This is a genomic window from Pediococcus sp. EKM201D, assembly GCF_011800215.1.
Lineage (GTDB): Bacteria > Bacillota > Bacilli > Lactobacillales > Lactobacillaceae > Pediococcus > Pediococcus pentosaceus.
On the sequence record NZ_JAALFK010000001.1, the window covers coordinates 172,373 to 197,566 of the forward strand.

General features: G+C 34.3%; 19 protein-coding genes. 17 read left to right on the plus strand and 2 right to left on the minus strand.

Annotation, left to right across the window (positions count from 1 at the left end; translation table 11 throughout):
- Positions 1–50: 50 nt before the first annotated feature.
- Positions 51–1,811 (minus strand): CocE/NonD family hydrolase, encoded by a 1,761-nt coding sequence (locus tag HFC68_RS00885; RefSeq protein WP_011673452.1) that lies wholly within the window; start codon positions 1,809–1,811, stop codon positions 51–53.
- 276 nt (positions 1,812–2,087) lie between these two features.
- Here HFC68_RS00885 and murQ point away from each other — a divergent pair, with 276 nt between their 5' ends.
- The 3 genes from murQ (at position 2,088) to HFC68_RS00900 (ending at position 5,942) form a co-directional block, all read left to right on the plus strand.
- Entirely contained in the window at positions 2,088–2,978 is an 891-nt protein-coding gene (murQ, locus tag HFC68_RS00890; protein ID WP_011673451.1) for an N-acetylmuramic acid 6-phosphate etherase, read from the plus strand.
- A gap of 17 nt (positions 2,979–2,995) precedes the next feature.
- Entirely contained in the window at positions 2,996–4,975 is a 1,980-nt protein-coding gene (locus HFC68_RS00895) for a glucose PTS transporter subunit IIA (RefSeq protein ID WP_167399569.1), read from the plus strand.
- Positions 4,976–5,099: 124 nt separating this feature from the next.
- On the plus strand, positions 5,100–5,942 hold the full coding sequence (locus tag HFC68_RS00900) for a MurR/RpiR family transcriptional regulator (RefSeq protein ID WP_011673449.1): 843 nt from the start codon (positions 5,100–5,102) through the stop codon (positions 5,940–5,942).
- Positions 5,943–6,050: 108 nt separating this feature from the next.
- Here the strand turns inward: HFC68_RS00900 and HFC68_RS00905 are convergent, their stop codons facing one another.
- Positions 6,051–6,413, minus strand: a complete 363-nt coding sequence (locus HFC68_RS00905) for a TIGR02328 family protein (RefSeq protein ID WP_011673448.1) — start codon at positions 6,411–6,413, stop codon at positions 6,051–6,053.
- A gap of 243 nt (positions 6,414–6,656) precedes the next feature.
- Between HFC68_RS00905 and HFC68_RS00910 the strand changes: the two genes are divergently transcribed.
- The 14 genes from HFC68_RS00910 (at position 6,657) to HFC68_RS00975 (ending at position 25,171) form a co-directional block, all read left to right on the plus strand.
- A complete protein-coding gene (locus tag HFC68_RS00910) occupies positions 6,657–8,114 on the plus strand; it encodes a helix-turn-helix domain-containing protein (RefSeq protein ID WP_167399570.1) in 1,458 nt (485 codons plus the stop codon).
- Between the two features lie 155 nt (positions 8,115–8,269).
- Positions 8,270–8,923, plus strand: coding sequence for a WxL domain-containing protein (locus HFC68_RS00915; RefSeq protein WP_011673388.1), 654 nt, complete (start codon positions 8,270–8,272; stop codon positions 8,921–8,923).
- The gene (locus HFC68_RS00920) at positions 8,910–9,968 is read left to right on the plus strand and encodes a DUF916 and DUF3324 domain-containing protein (protein ID WP_160211162.1); all 1,059 of its coding nucleotides are present in this window, start codon (positions 8,910–8,912) and stop codon (positions 9,966–9,968) included. The genes HFC68_RS00915 and HFC68_RS00920 overlap by 14 nt, the downstream gene beginning before the upstream one ends.
- Before the next feature lies 1 nt (position 9,969).
- The gene (locus HFC68_RS00925; protein WP_011673386.1) at positions 9,970–10,308 is read left to right on the plus strand and encodes a hypothetical protein; all 339 of its coding nucleotides are present in this window, start codon (positions 9,970–9,972) and stop codon (positions 10,306–10,308) included.
- Positions 10,295–12,340: a hypothetical protein gene (locus HFC68_RS00930; protein WP_011673385.1), complete on the plus strand. Its 2,046-nt coding sequence runs from the start codon at positions 10,295–10,297 to the stop codon at positions 12,338–12,340. Before HFC68_RS00925 ends, HFC68_RS00930 begins: the two co-directional genes overlap by 14 nt.
- A 283-nt stretch (positions 12,341–12,623) precedes the next feature.
- Entirely contained in the window at positions 12,624–14,738 is a 2,115-nt protein-coding gene (locus HFC68_RS00935) for an ATP-dependent Clp protease ATP-binding subunit (protein ID WP_002833100.1), read from the plus strand.
- 267 nt (positions 14,739–15,005) lie between these two features.
- Positions 15,006–15,332: a hypothetical protein gene (locus HFC68_RS00940; RefSeq protein WP_011673384.1), complete on the plus strand. Its 327-nt coding sequence runs from the start codon at positions 15,006–15,008 to the stop codon at positions 15,330–15,332.
- Positions 15,333–15,750: 418 nt separating this feature from the next.
- Positions 15,751–17,781 (plus strand): hypothetical protein, encoded by a 2,031-nt coding sequence (locus tag HFC68_RS00945; RefSeq protein ID WP_011673383.1) that lies wholly within the window; start codon positions 15,751–15,753, stop codon positions 17,779–17,781.
- Positions 17,782–17,982: 201 nt separating this feature from the next.
- Positions 17,983–19,317, plus strand: a complete 1,335-nt coding sequence (locus HFC68_RS00950; protein WP_011673382.1) for a hypothetical protein — start codon at positions 17,983–17,985, stop codon at positions 19,315–19,317.
- A gap of 795 nt (positions 19,318–20,112) precedes the next feature.
- On the plus strand, positions 20,113–20,976 hold the full coding sequence (gene ylqF / locus HFC68_RS00955; protein WP_011673381.1) for a ribosome biogenesis GTPase YlqF: 864 nt from the start codon (positions 20,113–20,115) through the stop codon (positions 20,974–20,976).
- A complete protein-coding gene (locus tag HFC68_RS00960; protein WP_011673380.1) occupies positions 20,963–21,730 on the plus strand; it encodes a ribonuclease HII in 768 nt (255 codons plus the stop codon). Before ylqF ends, HFC68_RS00960 begins: the two co-directional genes overlap by 14 nt.
- A 40-nt stretch (positions 21,731–21,770) precedes the next feature.
- Positions 21,771–22,631 carry a DNA-processing protein DprA gene (gene dprA / locus HFC68_RS00965; RefSeq protein ID WP_011673379.1) on the plus strand — a complete coding sequence of 287 codons (861 nt, stop codon included), beginning with the start codon at positions 21,771–21,773 and terminating at the stop codon, positions 22,629–22,631.
- Between the two features lie 99 nt (positions 22,632–22,730).
- The gene (locus HFC68_RS00970) at positions 22,731–23,684 is read left to right on the plus strand and encodes a LacI family DNA-binding transcriptional regulator (protein WP_011673378.1); all 954 of its coding nucleotides are present in this window, start codon (positions 22,731–22,733) and stop codon (positions 23,682–23,684) included.
- A gap of 200 nt (positions 23,685–23,884) precedes the next feature.
- A complete protein-coding gene (locus tag HFC68_RS00975; RefSeq protein ID WP_195747522.1) occupies positions 23,885–25,171 on the plus strand; it encodes an SLC45 family MFS transporter in 1,287 nt (428 codons plus the stop codon).
- Positions 25,172–25,194 lie beyond the last annotated feature (23 nt).

Here is a 25,194-nt window from a genome sequence, read left to right on the forward strand (position 1 = left end):
TTATAGTCATTAATACTACAAATCCTTTAGTTAAGCAACTAAATTCTTTTCTATTTTTTTAAGATAGGTAATTGTAAATAGGAATCATATTTGCCACCGGTATGAAGGATATGGATACCTTGATTGTCAGGGGTAGCACCAGGAGTCCCTGGCATAACAGAACCTAATTCATTCTTGGAACTGATTACAAAACGTAACGATTCGCCAGGAGCAAAAGTCATCCCCATTGGGCTTAAAACAACATCTAATTGGACAATTTCTTTTGGTGCCAACTTTTCAACGCGATCAAATGAATATGCAGGAATCTCATCCGTGCTCATCTTATCATCTAAATGACGCATTGAAGCTCGTAGACGGCCCCAGACTCCTTTATAACGTAGGGCCGAGGCACTTTCTTGAGTAAAGTCTTGGAGGGCTGCACCGTGATTAGGTACAACGAACTCACTTAACACATTACTGTATTTGTCTAATTTTTGTACCATGATAAAGATATCCATATCATCGTAACCGTCGACTTCCATGAATAGCTTTGCCTTAGGATAACCGACCATCGTGACCGGCGCATCGAAAGTAGTTAAAAATGAGACACGTCCAGGATTGTCGTTAGCTACATACTGCACTGTGGCAGCCTGTGACAAAGGCTTTTCTTGCAAAGTCCGAGTTAAGGGGTTGAGATAAAATGGTTGGTTATTCACACCAGCTGGTGGAAAGCTAGTTGCTGGAATATCTGTCTCATTTTTGCCTTGAAAACCAATGGTAGTGTAGCGAACAGGAGCTGTATTTTCCCATCCATTTTCTTTGCCAAGTAAATAGTGGTCAAAGAAACGACGAAGTTCTTCCGTATTATTTTTATCGTAGTAATAAGGCCATTCTTGACGATCATGAATTCTGAGCCATTTATCTTTAGATCCTAAGGTGCGCCAAGCTCGGAATGTTCCCATGGTATGCAATGTGTTGGAATAACTGCCAATCACAAAAGCGGGAACTTCAATTTTGCTGGTATCTGCAATTTTGTCTTGCCAAACGGGAGCCGTAACTAACGGATCAGCATCCATTTCTTTAGCTAAATCCTCACGTTTGGCATCATTTGCACTGACATGATTTACGGCTAAGCGTTCAATAAAGTTTTTGTCAGGAATTCCTCCGATAAAGGCCAAGTCACGATATGCATCTGACAAACCTTCGGTAGGATTAATTGCAGTTAAATGTGGTGGTCTTTCAGCAGCAATAAACCATTGTGACCAAGCTAAATAGGAAGTACCAGTTAGGGCCGTCTTACCGTTGGACCAATCTTGTTGGGCAATCCATTCAATTAAATCATAACCATCCTGAGCTTCTTGTGAACCAAGCATCGTTGTATTTCCTTCGCTATGAGCGATTCCACGCATATCGGGGTTAGCCACTGCATATCCATGACGAGTCCAGTAGGCTGGATCAGGTGCCTCAAATTTAGTCAATCCAGAATTCCATTGATTACCCATTCCAAGCATGTTAAAAAGATTTTTATATCTTGGTGCAGTTCCAGCGCTTTTACCATAAGGGCTCCAAGCAATTAAGGTAGGAACTTTGTCATTTGTAATTGGTAAATAAATATCGGTATAAATGGTTACTCCATCTCGTAATTTAACAGGGATATCTTTTAACATTTTAATATCAGTATCAAGTGGTTTAAATCCATCGGCGATTTTTTCGCCTTTCTTTAGGATTAATTCTTTGGTTTCAAATGGGCTAAGGACACCATGTTCTACACCATCATCAATATATGCAAAAGCATCACTAAATTGCATTTCTTTCGTAACATCAACAGTCATAACTTTACCTCCAAATATTTTTAGTAAGTTTGATTTAACAAACTAAAGTATATGAGGGGGGAGAACTTCTGTACACTATCATATTTGCAAGTTTAGAAGGGGGTAGGTTGTGATATTTAAAAAATGAATATCAAGATTAATTAATATGTTAGTACTTTTAACAGTTTTAAGAAATTAAATTTCTTAAAAATAGAATAATAAAATATTTATTTGAAATGTTATTTCTTTTATTATAAAATGTAACTGTAAATGAAAGCGCATACAAGGAGGAGCAGCATGATTGATTTAAGTGATTTAACAACGGAAACTCGTAATGAGGAAACTATGAATTTAGACGAGCTATCTACAGCAGAAATATTAAAAATAATGAATTCTGAAGATCAAAAGGTAGCTCAAAGAGTTGGTAAGGTGCTACCTGATATTACACAAGCTGTCAAACAGATTATCCTTAGTTTTAACAAAAAAGGGCGTTTATTCTACATTGGTGCTGGGACAAGTGGTCGACTAGGTGTTCTAGATGCTGCAGAGTGTGTACCAACTTTTGGAACAGACCCTAAGATGGTTCAAGGCTTGATTGCAGGTGGAATGAAAGCTATGACAATTGCTGTAGAAGGAGCTGAAGATTCGCCAGAGCTAGGTGCTAAGGATTTGCAATCTCAAAACTTAACTAATAAAGATATTGTCGTTGGAATTGCTGCAAGTGGACGAACACCATATGTCATTGGTGGATTAGACTATGCCAAAAAAGTTGGTGCAGCAACAATTAGTCTTGCTTGTAATGATCACGCTAAAATTAGTAAACATGCTGATATTAACATTGAAATATCAGTGGGCCCTGAGGTTTTAACTGGTTCAACGCGTTTAAAATCGGGGACAGCCCAAAAACTTGTGTTAAACATGCTATCTACAGCCTCAATGATCGGGATTGGAAAGGTTTATAAGAACTTAATGGTAGATGTGAAACCCACCAATGCCAAATTAGTGGAACGTTCAAAACGTATTATTATGGAAGCAACGGATGTAAGTTATACAGTAGCGAATGATATGTTTGAAAAGGCAGGTAAAGATGTGAAGTTGGCCATTGTTATGATCTTAACTGATGTCGATTTGAATGAAGCAAAAAAGAGGCTGCAGGTAGCAAAAGGTTTTGTTAGAAAGACAATATAAAGTGGGGATGAGAACTTATGTCAGAAACATCTGAAGAAAAAATTAAAAGAATTGCACGTGAAATTTACGGCGCAGTTGGTGGTATCGAAAATGTTGAAAAATTAATTCATTGTATGACTCGTGTCCGAATGACCATTAGAAATGATGACAAAGTAGATATCGAAAAACTGAAAAATATTAATGGGGTATTAGGAGTCGTTGAAGAAGACACCCTCCAAGTAATTGTCGGACCAGGAACTGTAAATAAAGTAGCTGATGAAATGGTGAAAGAAGCTGGCGTTAAATTGGGTGAACCATTTCCTAATATAGAAATAGATACAACCGGTATGACTGATAAAGAAATCGTTGAGGCTAAGGCTGCTAAAGTAAAAGCTGCACAAAAAGCTAAGCAAAAACAAACTCCAATTAAGCAAATTTTAAAATCCATTTCGAATATTTTTATACCGTTAATTCCAGCGTTTGTCGGAGCTGGATTAATTGGTGGCGTAGCTGCGGTAATGTCTAATTTAATTGTTGCTGGAGATATAAGTAAAAGCTATACTGATTTTGTCGCAATTTTGAAATTCATTCAAAATGGTGTATTTTCATATTTAGCAATTTATGTCGGAATTAACGCGGCAACTGAATTTGGTGCAACAGCTGGATTAGGCGGTGTCATAGGTGCGGTAACGTTATTACCTGGAATGGATATTAATGCACCTTTGCATAATATTTTTAATGGTCAACCAATGAGCGCTGGTCAAGGAGGAATTATCGGTGTAATATTTGCCGTTTGGTTACTTTCTTTAATTGAAAAAAAGTTACATAAATGGGTTCCGGATGCAATTGACATTATAGTAACTCCAGCACTCTCTTTACTTATAATTGGAGTATTTACAATTTTTATTATTATGCCTATAGCTGGTGTTATTTCAAGTTCGTTAGTTGGAGCTATTAATTGGATTCTAAATGTCGGCGGAGCATTTTCTGGATTCGTTTTAGGAGCACTATTCTTGCCGATGGTTATGTTTGGGCTTCATCAAATCTTAACGCCGATTCATATTGAAATGATTAATAAAACTGGTTCGACCCCATTATTACCAATTTTAGCTATGGCAGGTGCTGGACAAGTTGGAGCTGCGATTGCACTTTGGCTCAGATGTCGTAAAAATAAACAGCTTACAAATATGATTAAAGGTGCTCTTCCAGTTGGTATTTTAGGTATCGGAGAACCATTAATATATGGTGTTACTTTACCATTAGGTCGTCCGTTTATCACAGCTTGTATTGGTGGCGGAATTGGGGGAGCTGTCGTTGGTGGATTAGGCCATGTTGGTGCCATTGCCATAGGCCCATCAGGATTAGCGTTAGTTCCTTTGATTACGAATGGACATATGATGTCTTATGTGCTGGGGTTATTAGCAGGATACGTTGGTGGATTTGTAGCAACATATTTCTTTGGAATTCCAAAGGATGCAATTCTTGGAGAAGCAACAACTGTTGAGACAGATGCTTTATCCCAAAATGGAAATAAGAAGGTAATTGATCCAAATGTTGCAATGACTACGATAACGGCTCCTGTTATTGGTAAGAAAGTTGCAATCGATACAGTAAGTGATCCAATGATGGCCCAGGAAGTAATGGGAAAAACAGTAGCTATAATACCTGATATTAATTCTAAAATCTATGCCCCGGTAGGTGGGAAAGTTACTATGATAGCAGACACAAAACATGCAATCGGTTTTATGGATAAAATTGGTGAAGAAGTCCTAGTTCATATGGGGGTCGATACTGTTAAGTTAAATGGCAAGTATTTTAATTTAAATATTCAAGTGGGCGATACTGTTAAACATGGAGATGTATTGGGTACAGTTGATTGGCAAAAAATTATTGACGCTGATTTTGATCCAGTTACAATGACGATTGTTACTAACACATCCGATTTTAAGATTGACGAAATTGAATCAAATATACAGACTAAAGATAATACCGTATTAATGGATAGTAGGATAAAATAACTATATTAACTAAGTATTCAAATTTAGAAGATCGGATATTTTCCGGTCTTTTTGGATATATTACTATAATTTATAATTAGGAGCTAATGTTAAATCTGACAAATATGTGGGAGTTCAAAGTTTTATGAAAAATATTTTATTTACATTGAGTAACGATTTTGAAAAATTTTCAAGATCTGAGCAGAAAGTAGCCCGATTTATGATCGATTATCCGCGAGAGGTGATTCAGATGAACGCCGAAGAAATTTCTGATCGAACTCAAGTAAGTCCGGCGACTGTAGTTAGGTTAGCAAAAAAAATTTGTAAGAGTGGTTTGCCAGGTTTAAAGATTCAAGTTGCGTCAGAAATAAAGGTAGATGATTCCTTGTATACCGAAGTTAATCCATCGGATGACTTGGATGTTATGAAACATAAGCTGGAGTTTCGAATAAGTCATGCAATCGGACAAACCAACCAAATATTACTTAAAAATGATGTAAAAAAAGCAACCGATATTGTTGAGCAAGCAGATGATATCTACGTATTTGGGATGGGCGCATCTAATTTAGTGGCAGAGGATTTTCAACAAAAATTTATTCGAATTGGAAAGTCTGTCATCCAAACGTTAGATACACATCTAATGGCGGTCGGATTAGCCAAACCTAATTCAGTATTAATTGTTGTTTCAGATTCAGGTGAGACTAAGGAAAGTTGCCACATAACCAGAGTAGCTAGTTCGCTAAACATACCAATAATCGCTATTACGCATGAACGTAACAGTACTATCGCAAAAAATAGTACTGTTACGTTAACGCACGATGACGGTGGTGAAAGTGGAGTGTTACGGACTGCTGCAACCACGTCATTGTTAGCTCAATTGTACGTGGTTGATTTACTCTATTATGCATATTTAACCCAAGATTTTAGTAATAATAAGGCCCGTTTAGTTAAGTCCAAGACGATTATTGCTGAAAATTTTGGTAAGTAAGGGATTAGAGAACGAATATGTAATTAAAAGATAATTCTTAAAAAGACCAATTCGTAAGAATTGGCCTTTTATTATAAATATATTATTAGAACCCGTCGGGTGTTTGGCTTATAATCGAACTCCTTTAGACTCTAAATTTTCCAGACATTCAATTAAATACTGTTGATCATGTTCTGGATAGATTGGGGAAGTTAGTGGGCAAGCACATAATTCTAAATAAGGCGGACAATGGAAACCACGGAAAGTTGGTTCAAACCATTTAGGGTTAGGATGATAACCTCGTGACTGCATCTCAGCTAATACTAATCGATGAAATTGATAAAGTTTGTAAGGAGAATGAGTAAAAACATAATCAACGGTTGCATGTTTTTTACCCCAACCGTTACCTCGTAAGGCTGCAATTTCTCGATGCTGTCCTAAAAGCTGGGCACGTGGTAGTTTAGAAATTAACTTTTCATGCCATAATCGCATACAGACGACCCCCCGTTTTTTAATTTAAGCATAGCGTAATTTAAAGATAATTAACACTAACTTGACTGATGAATTCTCACTAACATACCTCTGAGTTAAATATGTATTTTTTAGAACGGATATGATATAAATAGCTACAAAATAGTTTTTTTTGGAAATATTTAAAGAAATCTACTTAAAAACTTTTTAGCTGACAAAGTTTAGCTTATTTGTAGTAAATTTAAATCTTATGTGAGGTATAAAATGAAAACGTTTTTAACAGCCACATCTTTAAAAAAAGTGGTTTTATTAGATTATCTACTAGAAAGCGGGGCATGGTGTTCTACTAAAGAATTAGCAAAAGTAATCGGTGTAACGGGTAAATCAATTTTAAATTATTTGGAAGAATTTAAGCAGTTATTCAAGTCGACCGATCAGAAAATCAGATTATTCAACGACCATAATAAAAATTTTCGAATTATAAAAGAAGAAGATTTTCCTATCTATACAATTTATTTGAAATTCTATCAAGCCTCTTACAATTACAAATTAATTGATTTTATGTACCATAACCCTCACCAACGATTGGCTGACTATGCAGATAGTCAGTTTACGAGTATATCAACAGTTTTTAGATACGCTAAATTACTAAAATCGTATTTTAAACGTTATAAAATTCAATTTTTACCGTATAAGTTGGAATTAAAAGGAGATGAAATCAATATTCGTAGTTTTTATTATTACTTTTATTGGAACTCCACACGGGAAATGCGGAATAATTGGCCATTTAATACTGAATTAGCAAAACTCGATGAGTATATTGCTAATTTTGAAGAGATATACGGCATTAGTTTAGATCCTCTTCAGCGTAAAAAATTTGCTTATTGGCTAGCAATTACCTTAGAACGAAGCCAGATTGCACCACTAAATATGAAGATCGCCAAGAAGCAAATCATTGATAACGATCCTAATTTTGATTTAATGTGGCAATGGAACAAAAAAGGAGAACTCACCTTAAATCAAGATGAGCTATATTTTTTGTATCAAGTTATATATGTATTTGGAATTATCGATGGTAATCCAAATTATGAGAATAGATATGGATTAGCACACCAGAAAAATCAAACGCATGCCTATCAGGCTGTAATGAATTTGGCATTGGTCATTAAAAAAACATTTAACTTCCAGTTAGCAACCACGGATTTAGAACTAATGTTTAATTTTATAGCATTTCATGAACGTAGTACTTTTTTTTATGGAAATTCTGACGTGTTTTTCAACCGTTCCTACATAACGGAGTTGAGAGAAGAGCATCCTAGGAAATATCAAATTATGCAAAAATTAAAGGAACAGTTAGTTAAACATTCTAACCAATCAGTTACTAACTTATTAGCTAATTGGGAACAATTATTTTTGAATTATTACTTCATCTTAGATTACTATGATCTGTTCGCAAAAAAAGTTACACCAGTTAAAATTCTAGTACAAGACGACTTACATCATACGCATCGACTATGGTTGATGAACAAAATTCGTGCTTACTTTGGTCATTCTTTTGCTTTTGAATTTTACGACTATAAAACACCAGTTTCAAAAGTAGATTTGGTAATTTCTAATTACTATATTGATACTAAAGATTGTCCACTTATTTTAATGAAAAACTTACCTACAGAACGTAATTGGCGGCAGTTAGGCGCAATGCTTTACCACTTAACCAAATAAAAGATGTAATTAGGTTAATTGCATCTTTTTTATTGCCCAAAATACTTTAATTTTTTTCAGAATTAAGAAAAAAATTAGACTAGTAAGTCCCTCAGATGACATGCGAGAATAATTTTAAATCAAATGATTAATTAGATTTAAGGGGGAAGTATGCAATGAATAAAATGATGCTAACGACAATTGCAATTGGTGTGTTTGCGATAAACACCAATACAGCAATGGCTTCACAAATATCAGAAGTAACGAATCACACGGATGTAACTTTAACAGCTGGTTCTGGAAAGGATGTTTATCCTGTTGTGCCCGATGATACCCATGACGATGACTCGGGAACAGGAGACATGGGGTCACTAACAATCCCGTATGCTTCAAACATTACATTCGGAGAACATGAAATTAAGCAAGCAGACGCGAATTACTACGCCTTAAACCAAAAACCACATGTTCAAGTTAATGACACTCGTGGTGGTGCAAAAGGTTGGTCTTTAGGGGTTGCAATTACACCTTTTGTAGGTGCTAATGGAAAAGAACTCGTAGGCGCTCAGATGTCCTTATCTAATGGGAAGGTGGTAACTAAGAATAATAAATCGGCCATGCCAAAAATCACTCAAGATAGCTTTAAATTAAATCGAGCATATCAAGTGGTAATGACTGCTAAGGAAGGCGAAGGAGCGGGGGCTTTTGCAGCTGTTTTTGAAGGTAAAAATGGTAATAACGAAAATGTTAAACTCCATGTACCACGTGCAGGAGTTGAAGCGCAAAGTTATTCAGCCGAGTTAACATGGGTATTGACCGATGCGCCATCTTAGTATAAATAATCAGTACATTAAAAGTAGATTACTTAGTATTATTCTAATTTATATAATGACGTTGTTGCTAACACTTATTTTTCCAAATTCAATTAATGCGAGTGGAAAAGTAAATAATCAAGTAACGTTTAATGCTGAAGCAATTTTACCGAAAAATCAGCATTCCGAAGTTAGTTACTACGACTTACGGGTACGTCCAGGAGCTACGCAAAAGTTATTTATTCGACTTCGTAACTTAACCAATGCAAAGCAAACCATTATGGTTAAAACTAATAATGCGATAACTAATCAGAATGGAGCTATTGATTATTCTAAATCAAACGCCCCATTACTAGGCGGTCCCACTTTTAAACAGCTTATTTCAGGACCACAAACGGTCTTACTTAAGCCTAAGGAAGTTCGAAGAGTTAGCTTTCAGTTGAAGATTCCACCAAAAGGTTTTAAAGGAACGGTTTTAGGAGGATTTTATTGTTACACAAAACCAGTTAAGGCTGCCACTAGTACATCAGGTTTAAGTTTGACCAATAATTTTGCTTATACCATTGGCGCAAAGTTAGAGTGTACAAGCTCCAAAATACAACCTAAGTTAAGTTTGATAAAGGCTACACCAGGATTAGATAACGGCTATTTATCAATTTTTGCTACTTTACAAAATGCAGCTCCTGTATTGTTGAGTAAATTAGACATGCGGGCCACCGTAACCCAGAAAAATCACCATGAAATTTTAAAAAGAACACATAAGAAGATCTCGATTGCACCTCGAACACGTTTTCGACTGCCCATTAGTTGGAATGATGAACCCTTAAAAAATGGAAGATATGTGTTAACCATCGCTTTAAGTAGTTCTACGGGTAAGAAATGGCAACTTAGTCGGGAATTTAAAATTACAGGAGACGATGCCAAATTAAATCAAAAGGCCGTTGAACTTAAAAAAACAGATAATAAATTGTTTTATTTAATAATAGGACTTTTGATTGGAATAATTGTAATTTTGAGCGGTTATATTTATTACGTGAAACAGAAAAATAATAAAACGGAGAAGTAAGATGAAATTTAGGGGAGGAATAATATTATTTACATTAATACTTAACATTAATGGAATTGCGTTAGCTAACGAACCTACTAATAGTAAAATCGGGATTACTTTTTATCAAAATGACGCTGCTAGCCAAGTCGTACCAATGCAAAAAGTCGCTCAACCCACTAAGAAAAGTCCAAAACAAACCGCTACTCCAAGTACCAGACCACAATATTTACCACAAACTAGTGAAGATATTGCGATGGGGATGGTTTGGATTGGGTTAGGTTTGATTTGCTATACACTGATCAAAAATGGAATTAAAAAAATTCTTGTAGGTAAGAGGACGACTAATGAAAAAAGTTAAAGATTTGTTATTAGTGGCTTTTCTCGTAAGTTTCTGCTGGATAGCCACTGACGTAAAGGCTAGCTTGAAGCCATTATCTAATCTTGAAAATTTTCAGTGGGCCAATCAAGCAGTTACGCCAGCTGAAAATACCTTTATAATGCATAGTGGTGCTCGAACGAAGGTGACTCCTTTAAAGGGCGATGCTACCACGAATCGGCTATCAGTTGATCAGAAAATAAATGTGAGTCAGGCCCTCGTAGAAAATGTTGGGTTTTATCAAGGTAAATCTGTAAATTTGCTGGTAACGTTGAAACGAAATAAAAGTAATTTAAAGGGTGGATCACTAAGCTTTGCTAAGGATTATTTTTTTGGAATTGATATTGCTGGTGAGGTAATGGTTACTTATCAATTTGTTGACGCCAATCAAAATCCTCTGACGATTAAAACAGCATTTAATTACTTCGGCCTTAATTCTAACAAGTACATTGGATACCAAGATTGCAATTCTGTGATTAGTGCAGTTTACGCTAATAACCCGACTAATATTAGGTATGAATCAGAAGATCAATGGATGTATTTAAAAAATACTACAGTTGGGCTTCCGTGGCGAGATCCGCGCCAAAGTTTTGAAGTAGTTACTAAACCCATTTTCCAAGTTACTTTTGTGGTACACAATAATGACAGTACACCTTCATCGTTAGTTTATTTAACTGAATTTTTAGCAAGGCCTGAGTCTGCGCCAGCTTATGCGGAAAGTAGCGATTTTAACCAAGCTAATAATGGCGTCTATTTGGCAGCTCAACAGACGGTACCTAGTACTAATAGTTTCACATCTGAGGTTAGTTTTAATTTGGAACATGTTTATAATAGTGAACAATATATTCCAGAACGGATTAAAGTTACTAATTTTGATGGGAAAGATGTAACGCAATACTTTGATTGGCGAATTGAGAATCAGAAAGTCTACATCAAGACTAGGCCAGCTGCTACTAGAGCAATAACCGATACTACGTTGCATTATAAAGTATATTTAAAGTGGCTTGAAGCTAAAAAAACTGTAGATCCAACTCGGGTTGTTAACGGAAAATTAGATTTACCGTTTGACGTATCAACGAACATCAATGGGCAAGCTGTAGGTAAAAGTAGCGCAGTTTCGACTGTAGACTATGTTGGTAGGGTGAATGTTGTTTTTTTAGCGGACAATGGTTTCGAGGTACTTCGCGCTCGAGAAGTTAAAAGTGGCATTTTAACCACGAAATTTGACGTGACTGATATATATCCTGAAATTGCAGGTTACATTCCCATCAAGAATGATGCAGTTCAAGATACTGGTACATTCTTACCAGGAAATAAAACAATCATTCACCGGTACCGTAAAGGCGAAAAACTTAGTTTTAAACTAAAAAATCTAGGAGATACACTCTATAGTTCACGATTTTCTAATCAAAGCAAACTTACAGTTTCCTTTACGCACGAAGATGGAGCAAAAGTTAGATTGGTAGGAAACTGCGCGGGAGAAAAGCGAATACTAAAAGAGTATTCCAACGCTGCTCATCAGGTTGATGATGAAATTATATGCCAATTTCCAAAGTCATGGATTAATAAGAAGGTAGATTTTTACCTCGAAGATGACCAACATCAAATGTCGAATAAAGAAACTCGGATAATTAAACAAGAACGCGGACCGGAGCTGTCATTACCTAGTAAAATCGACTTTGGTTCGCACGAAATTCCGCTGGAAATTACGGTCTGTTCACTAACTAGAGCAGAGTGGGTACATGTTAAAGATCGTAGTGAGCTTGACCACTACCCGTGGATTTTAAAGGTTCGAGAAGAACATCCACTAACTAACCAAAACGACCAGAAGCTTATATCAAGGCTTTATTTTAAGGGTAACGTAATCAACGGAGAAAATCAGACGATTGGGCAAGATACTGGGAACTTAAATTTAGATTTAAGCCAGTATCTCCAACTGGTGCTAGAACCTACGGATCAAATTGGTAGTTACCATGGTGAATTAAGATGGACATTGGAAGATGCCCCCAACTGATTGATATTTTTTCAAGCAAGCTGAATCAGAAACTTCATGAGACTAGTTAACCAATCCTTTAGTTTTGGTTAGCTAGTTTTTTAGTTCCCAGAGATTATATTGCAATGGTAAACATAAATTTCAGTTATAATCGTCTGAAAATAGTTAACGTTGTGATTCGATTAGCACTTTACTTAACAGAGTGCTAAAAAGGAGTTATAATACAGTTGTAAGTAAAAAAGAGTGTTTTTACTTAGTTTTAAGACACAATTTTACTTTATTTAATTAACGGAGGTGTTGTTATATGGCCAATTTTTACGGAAATGATCCTTTTTTCAACAATGATATGGATGATATTTTTAATCAAGTATTTAAACGTATGGGGAATCCTAACTCAGATTCTGCTCGCTACTTGGTTAATGGTCAATCGTTAACTCCAGACGAGTTTGCTCAATATCGAGCAACTGGTAAATTACCAGAACAAGCAAAAACAATTGAAGTATCTAAAGATGGACAACAAGCTCTTAAAAAGGGTGGTATTTTAGAAAAACTAGGCACCAACTTAACAGAACAAGCACGCGATGGATTACTAGATTCAGTTATTGGACGTGAAAATGAAATTCAAGAAACAGCGGAAATTTTAAGCCGTCGAACCAAAAATAATCCAATTTTAGTTGGGGATGCAGGTGTTGGTAAAACAGCCATCGTTGAAGGATTGGCACAAGCAATTGTAAATGGTAAAGTTCCAGAAGCAATTCGGGACAAAGAAATTTACTCTATTGACTTGTCCTCCTTAGAAGCTGGAACTCAATATCGCGGTTCTTTTGAAGAGAATATCAAAGACTTAGTCAAGGAAGTTAAGGCTGCTGGCAATATTATTCTATTCTTTGATGAAATTCACCAGATAATTGGTACTGGTTCAACAGGTGGTGAAGACGGTGGTAAAGGCTTAGCTGATATTATCAAGCCAGCATTGTCTCGTGGTGAACTAACCGTTATTGGCGCCACTACCCAAGATGAATATCGAAATACAATTTTGAAAAACGCAGCTTTGGCTCGTCGATTCAATGATGTTGTAGTCAATGAACCTAATGCTGAAGACACGCTTGAAATTCTAAAGGGTATCAAAAACTTGTATGAGGAACATCACCATGTAAAATTGCCAGATGATGTTTTGAAGGCAACGGTAGATTACTCCATCCAATATATTCCACAAAGAACGCTACCAGATAAAGCAATTGATTTGATTGATATGACAGCGGCTCATTTGGCAGCACATCAGCCTGAAAATGATGAAACAGCTTTAAAGGAAAAGCTCAATCAATTGCAAAAAGAAAAAGATCAAGCGGTGGAAAAAGAAGACTTTAAGCGGGCTGCGGATTTGAAGCAACAAATCGAGGCTACTAATAAGCAAATTGATAATGTAGGTAAGAAGGAAGAAGTAGTGGCTACCGTCGATGATGTTGCTCAATCAGTAGAACGATTAACGGGAATTCCAGTCTCAGATATGGGTGCTAATGATATTGAACGGTTAAAAGATTTGGATAGTCGCTTAAAGAGTAAAGTTATCGGTCAAGATGAAGCGGTAGCAATGGTTGCTAGAGCTATTCGTCGGAATCGAGCTGGCTTCTCAGAAGGTGAACAGCCTATCGGTAGTTTCCTATTTGTTGGTCCAACCGGGGTTGGTAAAACTGAACTAGCTAAACAATTAGCATTAGACATGTTTGGTGATAAGGATGCAATCATTCGATTGGATATGAGTGAGTATTCAGATCGGACCGCTGTTTCAAAATTAATTGGTACATCAGCTGGTTATGTAGGCTATGATGATAACTCTAATACCTTAACGGAACGAGTACGTCGAAATCCTTATTCAATCGTATTACTAGATGAAATTGAAAAAGCCGATCCGCAAGTATTGACGCTTTTGCTTCAGGTAATGGATGACGGTCGTTTGACGGATGGTCAAGGTAATGTAATTAACTTCAAGAATACCATTATTATTGCTACATCCAATGCTGGATTTGGTAATGAAAAGTTAACTGGCGATGCAGACAAAGATCAAACTTTAATGGATAAGTTGGCTCCATTCTTCCGTCCAGAATTCCTAAACCGGTTCAATGGAATCGTTGAATTCTCACATCTAACTAAGAAAGATTTAAGTCAGATTGTTGATTTAATGATTTCTGATGTTCAAAAAACACTAGCGAAAAAAGATTTGACTTTGAAAGTAACCGATGCAGCTAAGGATTGGTTGATGGAACAAGGATATGACGAAGCAATGGGAGCTCGTCCATTAAGAAGGGTGATTGAACAACAAATTCGTGATAAGGTAACAGATTTCTATTTAGATCATTTGGATATTAAGCATTTAAAAGCTGACTTGAAGGATGATCAAATCGTGATTGAGCAAGCCTAACTTAGCAGGTAGTTTACTTTGGACTTTATTTACGAAAAGCGAGGATGACAGATTAATTTCTGTCATCCTCGCTTTTTATTTTGGTTTTAGGCCATAGTTATGGAGCCGTATCCACAGAATTTATAATAGTTGGTATAAAAAAACACGAAAACCGTTAGTATTGGTTGGAGTAGGAATAGTATTTTTTGTGGTTGGTGTTTCAATAACACCGTCTAGTAACGATTCTAAAAAACTGCGACTTTCCATCTTTCAAAAGAAGGCACTGTTTTGGTAGATTTAAAAAATAGTTATCACGATGATTATAAAAAAAGCGTAGATGTTACATATAATAAATATACTAAGTCTTTTGAAATTAGAGTCTATGATAAAAGAATATTAAACGACTTAGATAAAAAGATTAACGATTCTAATGGAAATACACCTGATTTAGATAAACTATTGAATAAGATGAAACAATCGTCAGATTATGTTGATGATAAGCTCGGTAAATATAAACATTCTGTACAGTTAAAATCAAATAATGATGACACTGTAATATACTATATTGCTTACCAAGGAAAGCTAGAAAATAACGGAAAAATTAAAAAACAATAGACAAAAAGTTATATACTTCACTCGTCAAAGTAATAGAGATGGCTTATACTATACAACCACATGAATGTAGCCGCTTTGTCTTTGTTTATTTTAGCACATAGAGCTACTTTCAACGTAAAACGGAGATTTATCGATATTGTATTACTAGAAAAGCGTGGAAATAAATGTTAATGGTCATTCCGGTAATGAAGGACAGAGTACGGCAAAATGAGAAACTAATTTGATGAAATATGACTATTTTAGGTATCAACCTAGTTTAAATAAAAGATTAAATTTAATAAAGTAAATTGGTAATCGATATAATTATATTCGTTCAATTAACATATATTAATCAATGACTAGGGTTAGATGGTTAAAAATTATTATTTGAAATATTATTTTTAATATTGGTTGGAATAATTGTATGCGAGGTAAGTCGATGGAACGATTTAAGTTTTACAGTATCAATGATGCATCTATAGATTTTTACTGGGGTAGAATAAAAAAAGTAATGAAAAATGTTGAATCAAACGACCATCCTATTTTTTTAGATGTATTAGAATTTTACAATATAAATAAAATTCTAAAAAACGATATATACTTAAGTGAATTTTCAAAAGAGCAAATCAAGAAAATAAGAGGTTCTTTTAATAAAAAAATAAATATATTTTTTTCATCTTTAACTAAAGAAAATATTATCTATTACTTAGAATGTTTATTTTCAGTAACTTCAAATACAAGTATAGAAAATTATCATAATCCGAAAGATGCTAAAAATACTGATATAGATAGTAATAGCACATTTTTTAGAGCTGATTTTTTAGAGTGCTTTGAAAAATTTCAATTAGATAAAAAAATTACCGAATCTGATTTAAAAAATATTATTAATAGATTTTCAATACCAATTTGGTACTTTTTAAAATCGGATTATTTTTCAATTAGATATCCTAAGTTGATAAAGACGTTTTTTTTATCGAATACTGAAAATTTTGAGCTGTTTCTAAGTAATTATATTGTGAATAATGATAATTATGTTATTCCTGATAATATTAGTACAGCTGAACTATACAATCTTTGTGAATGGTATATAGATGAATCTTCAAATTTAAATTACCTTAGACTAATTAACCAAGGAATTAAAGATATTCAAAGGCTAGTCATTGATGCTAAATTAAAATTAAAAGCACAGAGGAAAATTGAACAATTAGAAAAAGTATTTTTAAATAGTCAGAGCAAGAAAAATAGTAATGGTTTTTTACAGAGTGTAGCTATCTATACAGATCGAAAAAAATATCTAACTTCTGAAAAAAGTGAATTAAAAATTTTAATTGATGTCGATGATATAAAAACACACTCTTCTTTTGAATCGTTGCTTAATTATTTAATGTATATGGATTATTTTTTTAATGAGAATTGGATTCTAAATTTGGGTAGTTTTCCAAATTTTGAGAGTTCAACTTTAACAAGGCTCTTTTACGGACCAAAGACGAGGAAAAATTACGAAACAAGTTTTTATTTTCACAATAAAGATTTATTGGTAAAGCAAGCATTTAAGGGCTTTCAACATATTTTAGACGAAAATCTAGGGTTAAGGATTGAAGATTTAATTAATTATTTTTTTGAAAAGTACTGCGAAAATAACTTTGAGATAGAATGGTTACCAATTAGATTTGCTGGCGAAAAGGAAAAGATAAATATTCAAACAAAGAACTTATTTACCATTGAGGAACAAATAAGAAAACAGTGGAACCTATTAATTGATGAAGGAGAAATAGATAAGGATTTATTTGCACTTGAATCTACACCTAGGATATATGATTTGGGCAGTTTCTTGCATAAGAAATATATTTATTTAAATGAAGAAAATAAAGACATAAAAAAAGTTTTAGAACTTCTGTTTTCTGATCAGTCCCATTTAAATACGGTAAAAGTTACTGATGGATATTTACATGAAAATAGCTTCATACAGCTTTTGGAAAAGCATAATATTAATTATTCTTTTTTTGAGAACTATCAGCGACAAGATATAAATTATTTAATTGAAAATAATATCATTACCAAAAGAAAAGATGACGTTATTTATGTAAATAAAAAACAAATGAGAAGAATAAGAATTTTTTCAATGATCTTCAATTATGGGGTTATCAATTACTATAACGGATTAACAAAAATATCTAGAAAAGTCGATTTAAAACAACAACAAAATGAAATAGATGAAATCTTGGAAGAAGGACTCTTGATCTATAAAGATACTTTATTTTCAAAACCAGAATCTGACTATTTAAATTATTTACTGAATGATTCAGAATTTGATAACGCATTAGGTATAAGAAATAAATATTTACATGGTTCAGTCTTTGAAGATAATGTTGAAGATTTGTTATATGCGTTAATTATATTGACTATCTATGTCATTAAAATTAATGAAGAATTGATACTTAATAAACATTATGATAACAAGGATAAATAAGACTGTTTACTATCAAAAATATAGGGTTTCTTGTTTTGAATTACAAAAAGTGGATAAAATTTTAATAATCTTCAAGCTGGTTAAATAACAGTTATTATTGTGCTATCAAAGCATCTAATTAATATAGTAATTAGTTTGTTTTTTAGATTGATAAAACAACAATGTGGATTACGAGTTTGATTTAAGGAGAGTTCACTTATCATGAAGGCTTATTTTAAAACGGTACATGATATTACGAAAATAGATATAGGGGAAATCGACATATATTTTAGTCTTGGAGATATAGTCGTAGAGTCAAAATATAATGAGAAACATGGAACAAAAGAAATTGAGATTAGAGGAATTTTAGATTTTAATCCTATATATTCAAATTTAGATTTAAGAAGATTAATTAGGCCCGAATTATTAATAATACAGGGAGTAATTTCACTTTTCATTGATTTTCCTATTACTGTTTATGACATTACAAGTCAAATTCAATCCTTTACTGATATTGAAAATTTTGTTGAAAATAAATTCAAAAAATCTACTTTTAAAATTGAGAAAAAGGATTATTCGAATGAGCTGGAGTTAGTTTTAGAAAGAATAGAAGATCCTAAAAATAAAAATTTAGCGGTTTCAGTCCTTGATAGATGGCGAAAAGTTCTCGATTTTAGAAAGGAGGATATGTTTGAAAAACTTTATCGTGATGAAGAATTACTTGGAATATTTCATATTTTAGATTTGCTTAGTGATATATATGTTGACGATAATACGAAGATTATTGTCCAGAGTTTAGGTGCGAATAGCCCAAATTTTAGTACTAAAATTAAATATCTACTTTCAAAAGAAGGAATAACCTCGGAAGAGGAATTTGACTTTGTTGGAGTAGCAATAAAATGTAGAAATGCTATAGCACATGATAGAGTTGTATTTCAACCTGTAGTCAACTGGCCTTTAGCTCCTTTTTTTAATATTTCAGAAAGTTTTATAGATGTAGATATATTACGTTGCTTAACAAAAAAATTAATCGGAAATTTTTTTGGAATTAATATTTGGGATAATGAATATAATGAATTTGCGATAAAATATCTACGACCATCTGTTAAAAATATTTGTGAATTTATAAAAAAACCTAGTAAATATGAGATAATATCCATTGATGATATGGACATACTGAATGAGAAAAAACATGTAATAACTTGGGAAAGTGTTTACATAAGATATCTTCAAAATCCCAAAAAGATAAAGATAGACAAGCTAGGTAGTGCTTTGAAATCGAGTTTTTTTAATTTAGAATTGAATAGTAAAAATGCGTATAATATTTTCAATATTTCTGTAATATTGATAGAGTCTAATGATTCTGAAATTGTCGATAGATGTAGAGAAAATATTGAATGTTTATTAGAAAAAGAATTAATAGAAAATAATGATTTGTATGAAATAATACCTGAATTTGATCTTCACCACGTTAATTATATAAAATATAAAGAAATTGTTCTTAATAAGGTTAGGAATAATAATACGTATTTTAATTTAAATGATAGTATGTACTAAATTAGAAAAGACTACGAATAATTTTTTGAATGTTAACGGTTAATATGACAGCTAAGTCAATAAATATTGATGAAGACAATTGAAGAAAAACAATTCATTTACGAATTGTTTTTCTTTTTTACTTTAAATCTAAAATTTTTTGAGTTTTATAGTTAGTTTACAATTTTTCTACACACACTAATTTAAACTAGATTATATCTAGGTACATAACAGATGTATAATATGCGTAGTTATTTTGTAACTCACAACAAGGGAGCAAATTTTATGAACTTAGTAATAATAGTTACATCATTAATACTAATTGCTTTATTTCATTACATATACGCATTTTTATTTCGTAGAGTAAGTAGAAAGATGAGTTTTACTAAAATTTGTTAGTGCTTTTCAATGTATTATATTAAACACCTGTGTATTTGTTATTCCTCTCAGTATTGTCGAGGACTATGCCTCTAGAGGTGCAGATTTAACAATTTTGGTTGTGATGATTGTTTCATTTGGATCGCTACTTATCATGATAGGGTATTTATTTCTTAGTTGGAAACTTTCTGTTTAACAGTAATTAATCAAAAACTATAATCATCTTAAAACTTATCAAACTAAAGGAGCCTCTATAATCCGTCTTCAATTTTTACGGACGATAAAGGCTTTTTATTACGATTATTTTTAACGGATTATTTATCGGAAACCAAATTACTGTAAATAATGCTAAAATAGAGATTACTAGTTAATATTAAACTAGTCTAATCAATCAAAAAAATGGCATAAAAAGCCCAACGAAATAGGAGTTAAACAAACATGGCAATTATCCAATGGTACCCTGGCCATATGGCGAAGGCAATTCGTCAGGTCGAAGAAAAATTAAAACTAGTTGATATCGTATTTGAACTAGTAGACGCACGGATCCCAGTGTCGTCACGAAATCCAATGATTGAAGACGTTATCAAAAGCAAACCTCATCTTTTAATCTTAACGAAGGCTGATTTAGCAGATCCTAAAGAAACTAAAAAATGGCTAGATTATTATAAATCACGGAACGAATACGCCATCGCATTGAATTCTAAAGAGCCCTCAACTGAAAATATCATTTTGAAGAAAACGCAAGAAATTTTAGCCGACAAGCTAGCTAACAAGGCTGATCGTGGAATTAAAAATGCTGAAATTCGGTCCATGTGTATTGGAATCCCCAACGTTGGTAAATCTACGTTGCTTAACCACTTAGTTAATAAGAAGGTGGCGATTACAGGTGACCGCCCCGGGGTAACGAAAAAACAACAATGGTTGCGTTCACGTCGCGGACTATATCTTTTAGATACTCCCGGAATTTTATGGCCTAAATTTGAAGACCAAAATGTAGGAAATAAATTGGCCTTTACTGGAGCGATTAAAGATAATTTATTCGCTAACGACGATGTTGTAATCTATGGTCTAAATATATTCATCAACCATTATCGTGAAGGATTGATGGGGCGTTATCATTTAACAGAAGACGATTTAGAAATGGAATTACCTGAATTGTTACTACTAATTACTCAAAAATTAGGGATGCGTGACGACTACGATCGTGCTAGTCAGCGAATCTTGTTAGACGCACGTAAAGGAAAACTGGGTCGTTTCACTTTAGACTTTGTAGAGGAGTTTGAAGACCTTGGCGACGATTAAGGAAATTAAGACGCAGCTTTTAAGTGTTTATACACTAGATGACCCGTTATTAGTTGAACTTTCAGAAGATCCACGAACTGGTGTTCAACGCTTAATTAAACATAAACAAAAGGAAATTAACCAATTAAGATTAAAAGAAGAAGCATTTCAGGCACGATTTACGTTAGAACGAGAATTATGGTCAAATGGAATTGACTTAGTAGCCGGGATTGATGAAGTGGGTCGGGGATGTTTAGCGGGTCCGGTCGTCACTGCCAGTGTAGTCTTGGATGAAACTTTCGATTTAATCGACGTTAATGACTCTAAGCAGCTCAGTAGTGAATTGCGAGAGGAATTATATGCCAAAATCCTTACAGAGGCTGTGAGCGTCGGTATTGGCGTCTGTTCTAACCAAAAAATTGATGAAGTTAATATTTTAAATGCTACAAAACTTGCGATGCGAGAAGCAGTGGGTAACTTAAATGTTACTCCACAACATTTGTTGATTGATGCAGTCAATGCGCCGATAGAAATCCCAAAAACTGTGATGTTTAAGGGTGATTCTAAAAGTATCAGTATTGCAGCCGCTTCAATTGTTGCTAAGGTATATCGTGACCATTTAATGCGTTCTTATGCTGCACTCTATCCAGGCTACGGATTTGATAAAAACGTGGGTTATGGTACTAAGCAACATATTGAGGGGTTAAAAACTTATGGAGTAACCCCCATCCATCGTCAGACTTTTGAACCGGTACCTGAATTTTTAATAAAATAAATTAACCTAAAAACACGTAAAGTACATTTGAGGTGATCAAATGGAAATACGTGATTTTTTGATTAGAGTAAAAGTGGGGACGAATTTAGGCATTAAAAAGCAGTATCAAATTTACCAAGAAATTCGTAAAAGCCCCGAATTATCCATTGCAGAGTGGATTGGAACAACGAAACTAATTAAGGAAAGTCAAAAAGATGAATTAACTGCCACATTACAAAGTGAACAACTAACCCACGAAATTCAAATTAATGAACAAAGTGGGGGAATTCTAACCATTCTAGATGAAATGTACCCTAAGCTATTGCGGGAGATATATTGCCCACCTACAGTTTTGTTTTACAATGGAAATCTATCGCTACTAAGCCATCAACGTACTATTGCAATTGTAGGCGCCAGGATGATGACGAGTTATGGTGAACAAGCCATTAAATGTTTAATTCCGGGCGTAGTGGCTAATCAATTAACCACCGTTAGTGGTTTAGCTAAAGGAGTTGATGCGTTGGTTCACGAAGCAACTTTAGCAAATGCAGGGTCTACCATTGCCGTAATTGGAAATGGGCTCGATATTACCTATCCTAAGCAAAATGCTCAGCTTCAAAATCAAATTCAAAAAGAAGGTTTAATTCTGAGTGAATATCCCCAAGGTGCTCGACCATTAAGACATCATTTTGTAGAACGTAACCGAATTATTGCCGGATTGACCACCGCAACATGCGTAGTGGAAGCAAGAAAGAATTCTGGGAGCTTAATCACGGCTAGTCTGGCACTCACGGAAAATCGAAATGTTTTAGCAATTCCGGGGAGTATTTTCAGTGGTAATAGCCAAGGAACCAACCAGTTAATTGCATCTGGTGCTCGGCCATTAATCGAATTGGATGACGTTCTAGAAGAAGTTTTGTAAGGAAAATTGTATTTTTAGGGCGCAGAGGGCGCTATGTAGAATTTCATCGTCTAGGAAGTTATACTTGTATATGTAAATATTAAATTTTGAGGTATATGCATGATTACAATCAAAGATGTAGCTAAAGAGGCTGGAGTATCAGTTTCGACAGCTTCTCGAGCACTAAATAATAATCCTAGAATTAGTGCAACAACCATTGAAAAAGTTAAGAAAATTGCTAAAGAATTAGACTATAAGCCCAATGCCAGCGCCAAAACTTTGTCCTTAGGCAAAGCTAATGAAATTGGAGTGATTTACCCAGTAACCGCTGACGAAGATCCTGCTAATCCGTTTCATATTGACTTAATGCGAGGAATTAACACAGCGTTACAACTCAAAAACTTTGTTTTATCTGTCGCAATTTGTCAAACTGAAGAAGCGTTATTAAACAATGTGAAAAGAATGGTGGAACAAAGCCAAATTCACGATTTCTTGTTACTGTATTCTAAAGCAGACGATGTAGTAACCAATTATCTTAGGAAGCAAGAGTTAAACTTTGTTATTATCGGTGAACCAACGAATGAAAATGACCGTTTTATTGATAATGACAATATTTTAGCGGGACGTGAAGTTACTGAATTTATGTTTAACCAGTATAATGCTAAACATCCACTTTTTCTCAGATCTACTTATAATTGGGAATATGAAAAAAAGCGTGAGTTAGGATATCAGCAAGTGATGAGCACTAAAAGCGGTTCAAGCCCCTTAATATATAAGCTTGAAAAAAACGATAATAAAGTAGCTATCGATAAATATATGAAACACCATTTTGAGATTGATGCCATTATTGGAGCGGATGATATTGAATTACTAAGCTTTTATCATCTATTAAAAGATAACCAGCATATTAAAAACATCCCCGCGATTTGTTTTAATAATAGTAGGTTGATTAGTCTAGCCGGCCCCACCGTTAATAAAGTTGATTTAAGACCACGGGAACTAGGTAAAAAAGCGGTTGAACTACTATTCGATTCCGAATTAAGAAAAGCGACAGTCGGGTTTGATATTATTTAAGAAAAGAGGGATTCCTCTTTTTTATTTGGTTAAAAAAAGCAAGCGTTTGCACAAAATAAGTGCAAACGCTTGCACAATTTAAATCTCTATGTTAAATTAATAACATGAAAGCGCTTCATAAAAATTAAAAGGGGTTGTTATCATTGGCAGATAAGACAAGTGGGAAGGGTCTTCCGACGCTTTCCAAAAATTTGATTTGGATGATTAATTTTGGTTTTCTTGGTGTTCAAACTGCATTTACATTACAGAGTTCTCAAATGTCGCGTATTTTTCAAACGATTGGAGCGGATCCAAATAACTTAGGGTGGTTTTTCATTCTTCCACCTTTGGCAGGTTTGATTGTACAGCCTATTGTAGGTTACTACTCCGATCGAACTTGGAAACCACGTTTAGGTGGTAGAAGGTTACCTTATCTAATTCTAGGAACCTTAATTGCTGTTATTGTGATGCTACTGCTACCGAATTCAGGTAGTTTTGGATTTGGTTATGGTTCATTAATGGCACTTTGGTTTGGGGCGATTACGGTGGCTTTTCTAGACCTATCTTCCAACGTTGCTATGCAACCATTTAAGATGATGATTGGCGACATGGTAAACGATAAACAAAAAAGTTATGCTTACGGGATTCAAAGTTTTTTATCTAATACTGGTGCAGTTTTAGCAGCTATTTTTCCTTTCCTTTTAACTTGGTTGGGAATTGCTAACACTGCGAATAAGGGCGTCGTTCCTCAATCAGTTGTTATTTCATTCTATGCAGGTGCAATTTTATTAATTATAACTAGTTTATTTACAGTATTTAGAGTAAAAGAATATGACCCAGCGACCTATGCGATGTATCACGGAATTAGTGAAAAAGAGAATAGTGAAGGTGGCAATTGGATTACGCTTTTAAAGAATGCACCTAAAGCATTTTGGACCGTCACGTTAGTACAATTCTTCTGTTGGTTCGCTTTCCAATACCTCTGGACATATTCAGCAGGTGCAATTGCTCAAAACGTTTGGCACACTGCTAATGCATCTTCGGCCGCATATCAAGCAGCGGGGAACTGGTACGGCGTTTTAGCAGCGGTTCAATCTATTGCAGCGGTAGCATGTTCATACGTTTTGGCTAAATTACCCAATCGATTCCATAAATCAGGTTATGCAGTTAGTTTAATTCTTGGTGCACTCGGTTTTGTATCCGTTTTCTTTGTTCATAATCAATACATTTTAATTGTTTCTTATATCCTAGTTGGAATTGCTTGGGCTGGAATGAATACTTACCCATTAACCATCGTGACAAATGCTTTATCTGGAAATCATATGGGAACTTACTTAGGATTATTCAACGGTTCAATTTGTTTACCACAGATTGTGGCATCCCTACTTAGCTTTGGCTTATTCCCACTTCTCGGTAGCTCACAAGCTAATATGTTCCTACTTGCTGGTGCAGTAATGCTTTTAGGAGCCTTCGCCGTAGGAACAATCAAAGAAACTTTTGCTGAATAATTAAATATAGACAAGGAGAACAA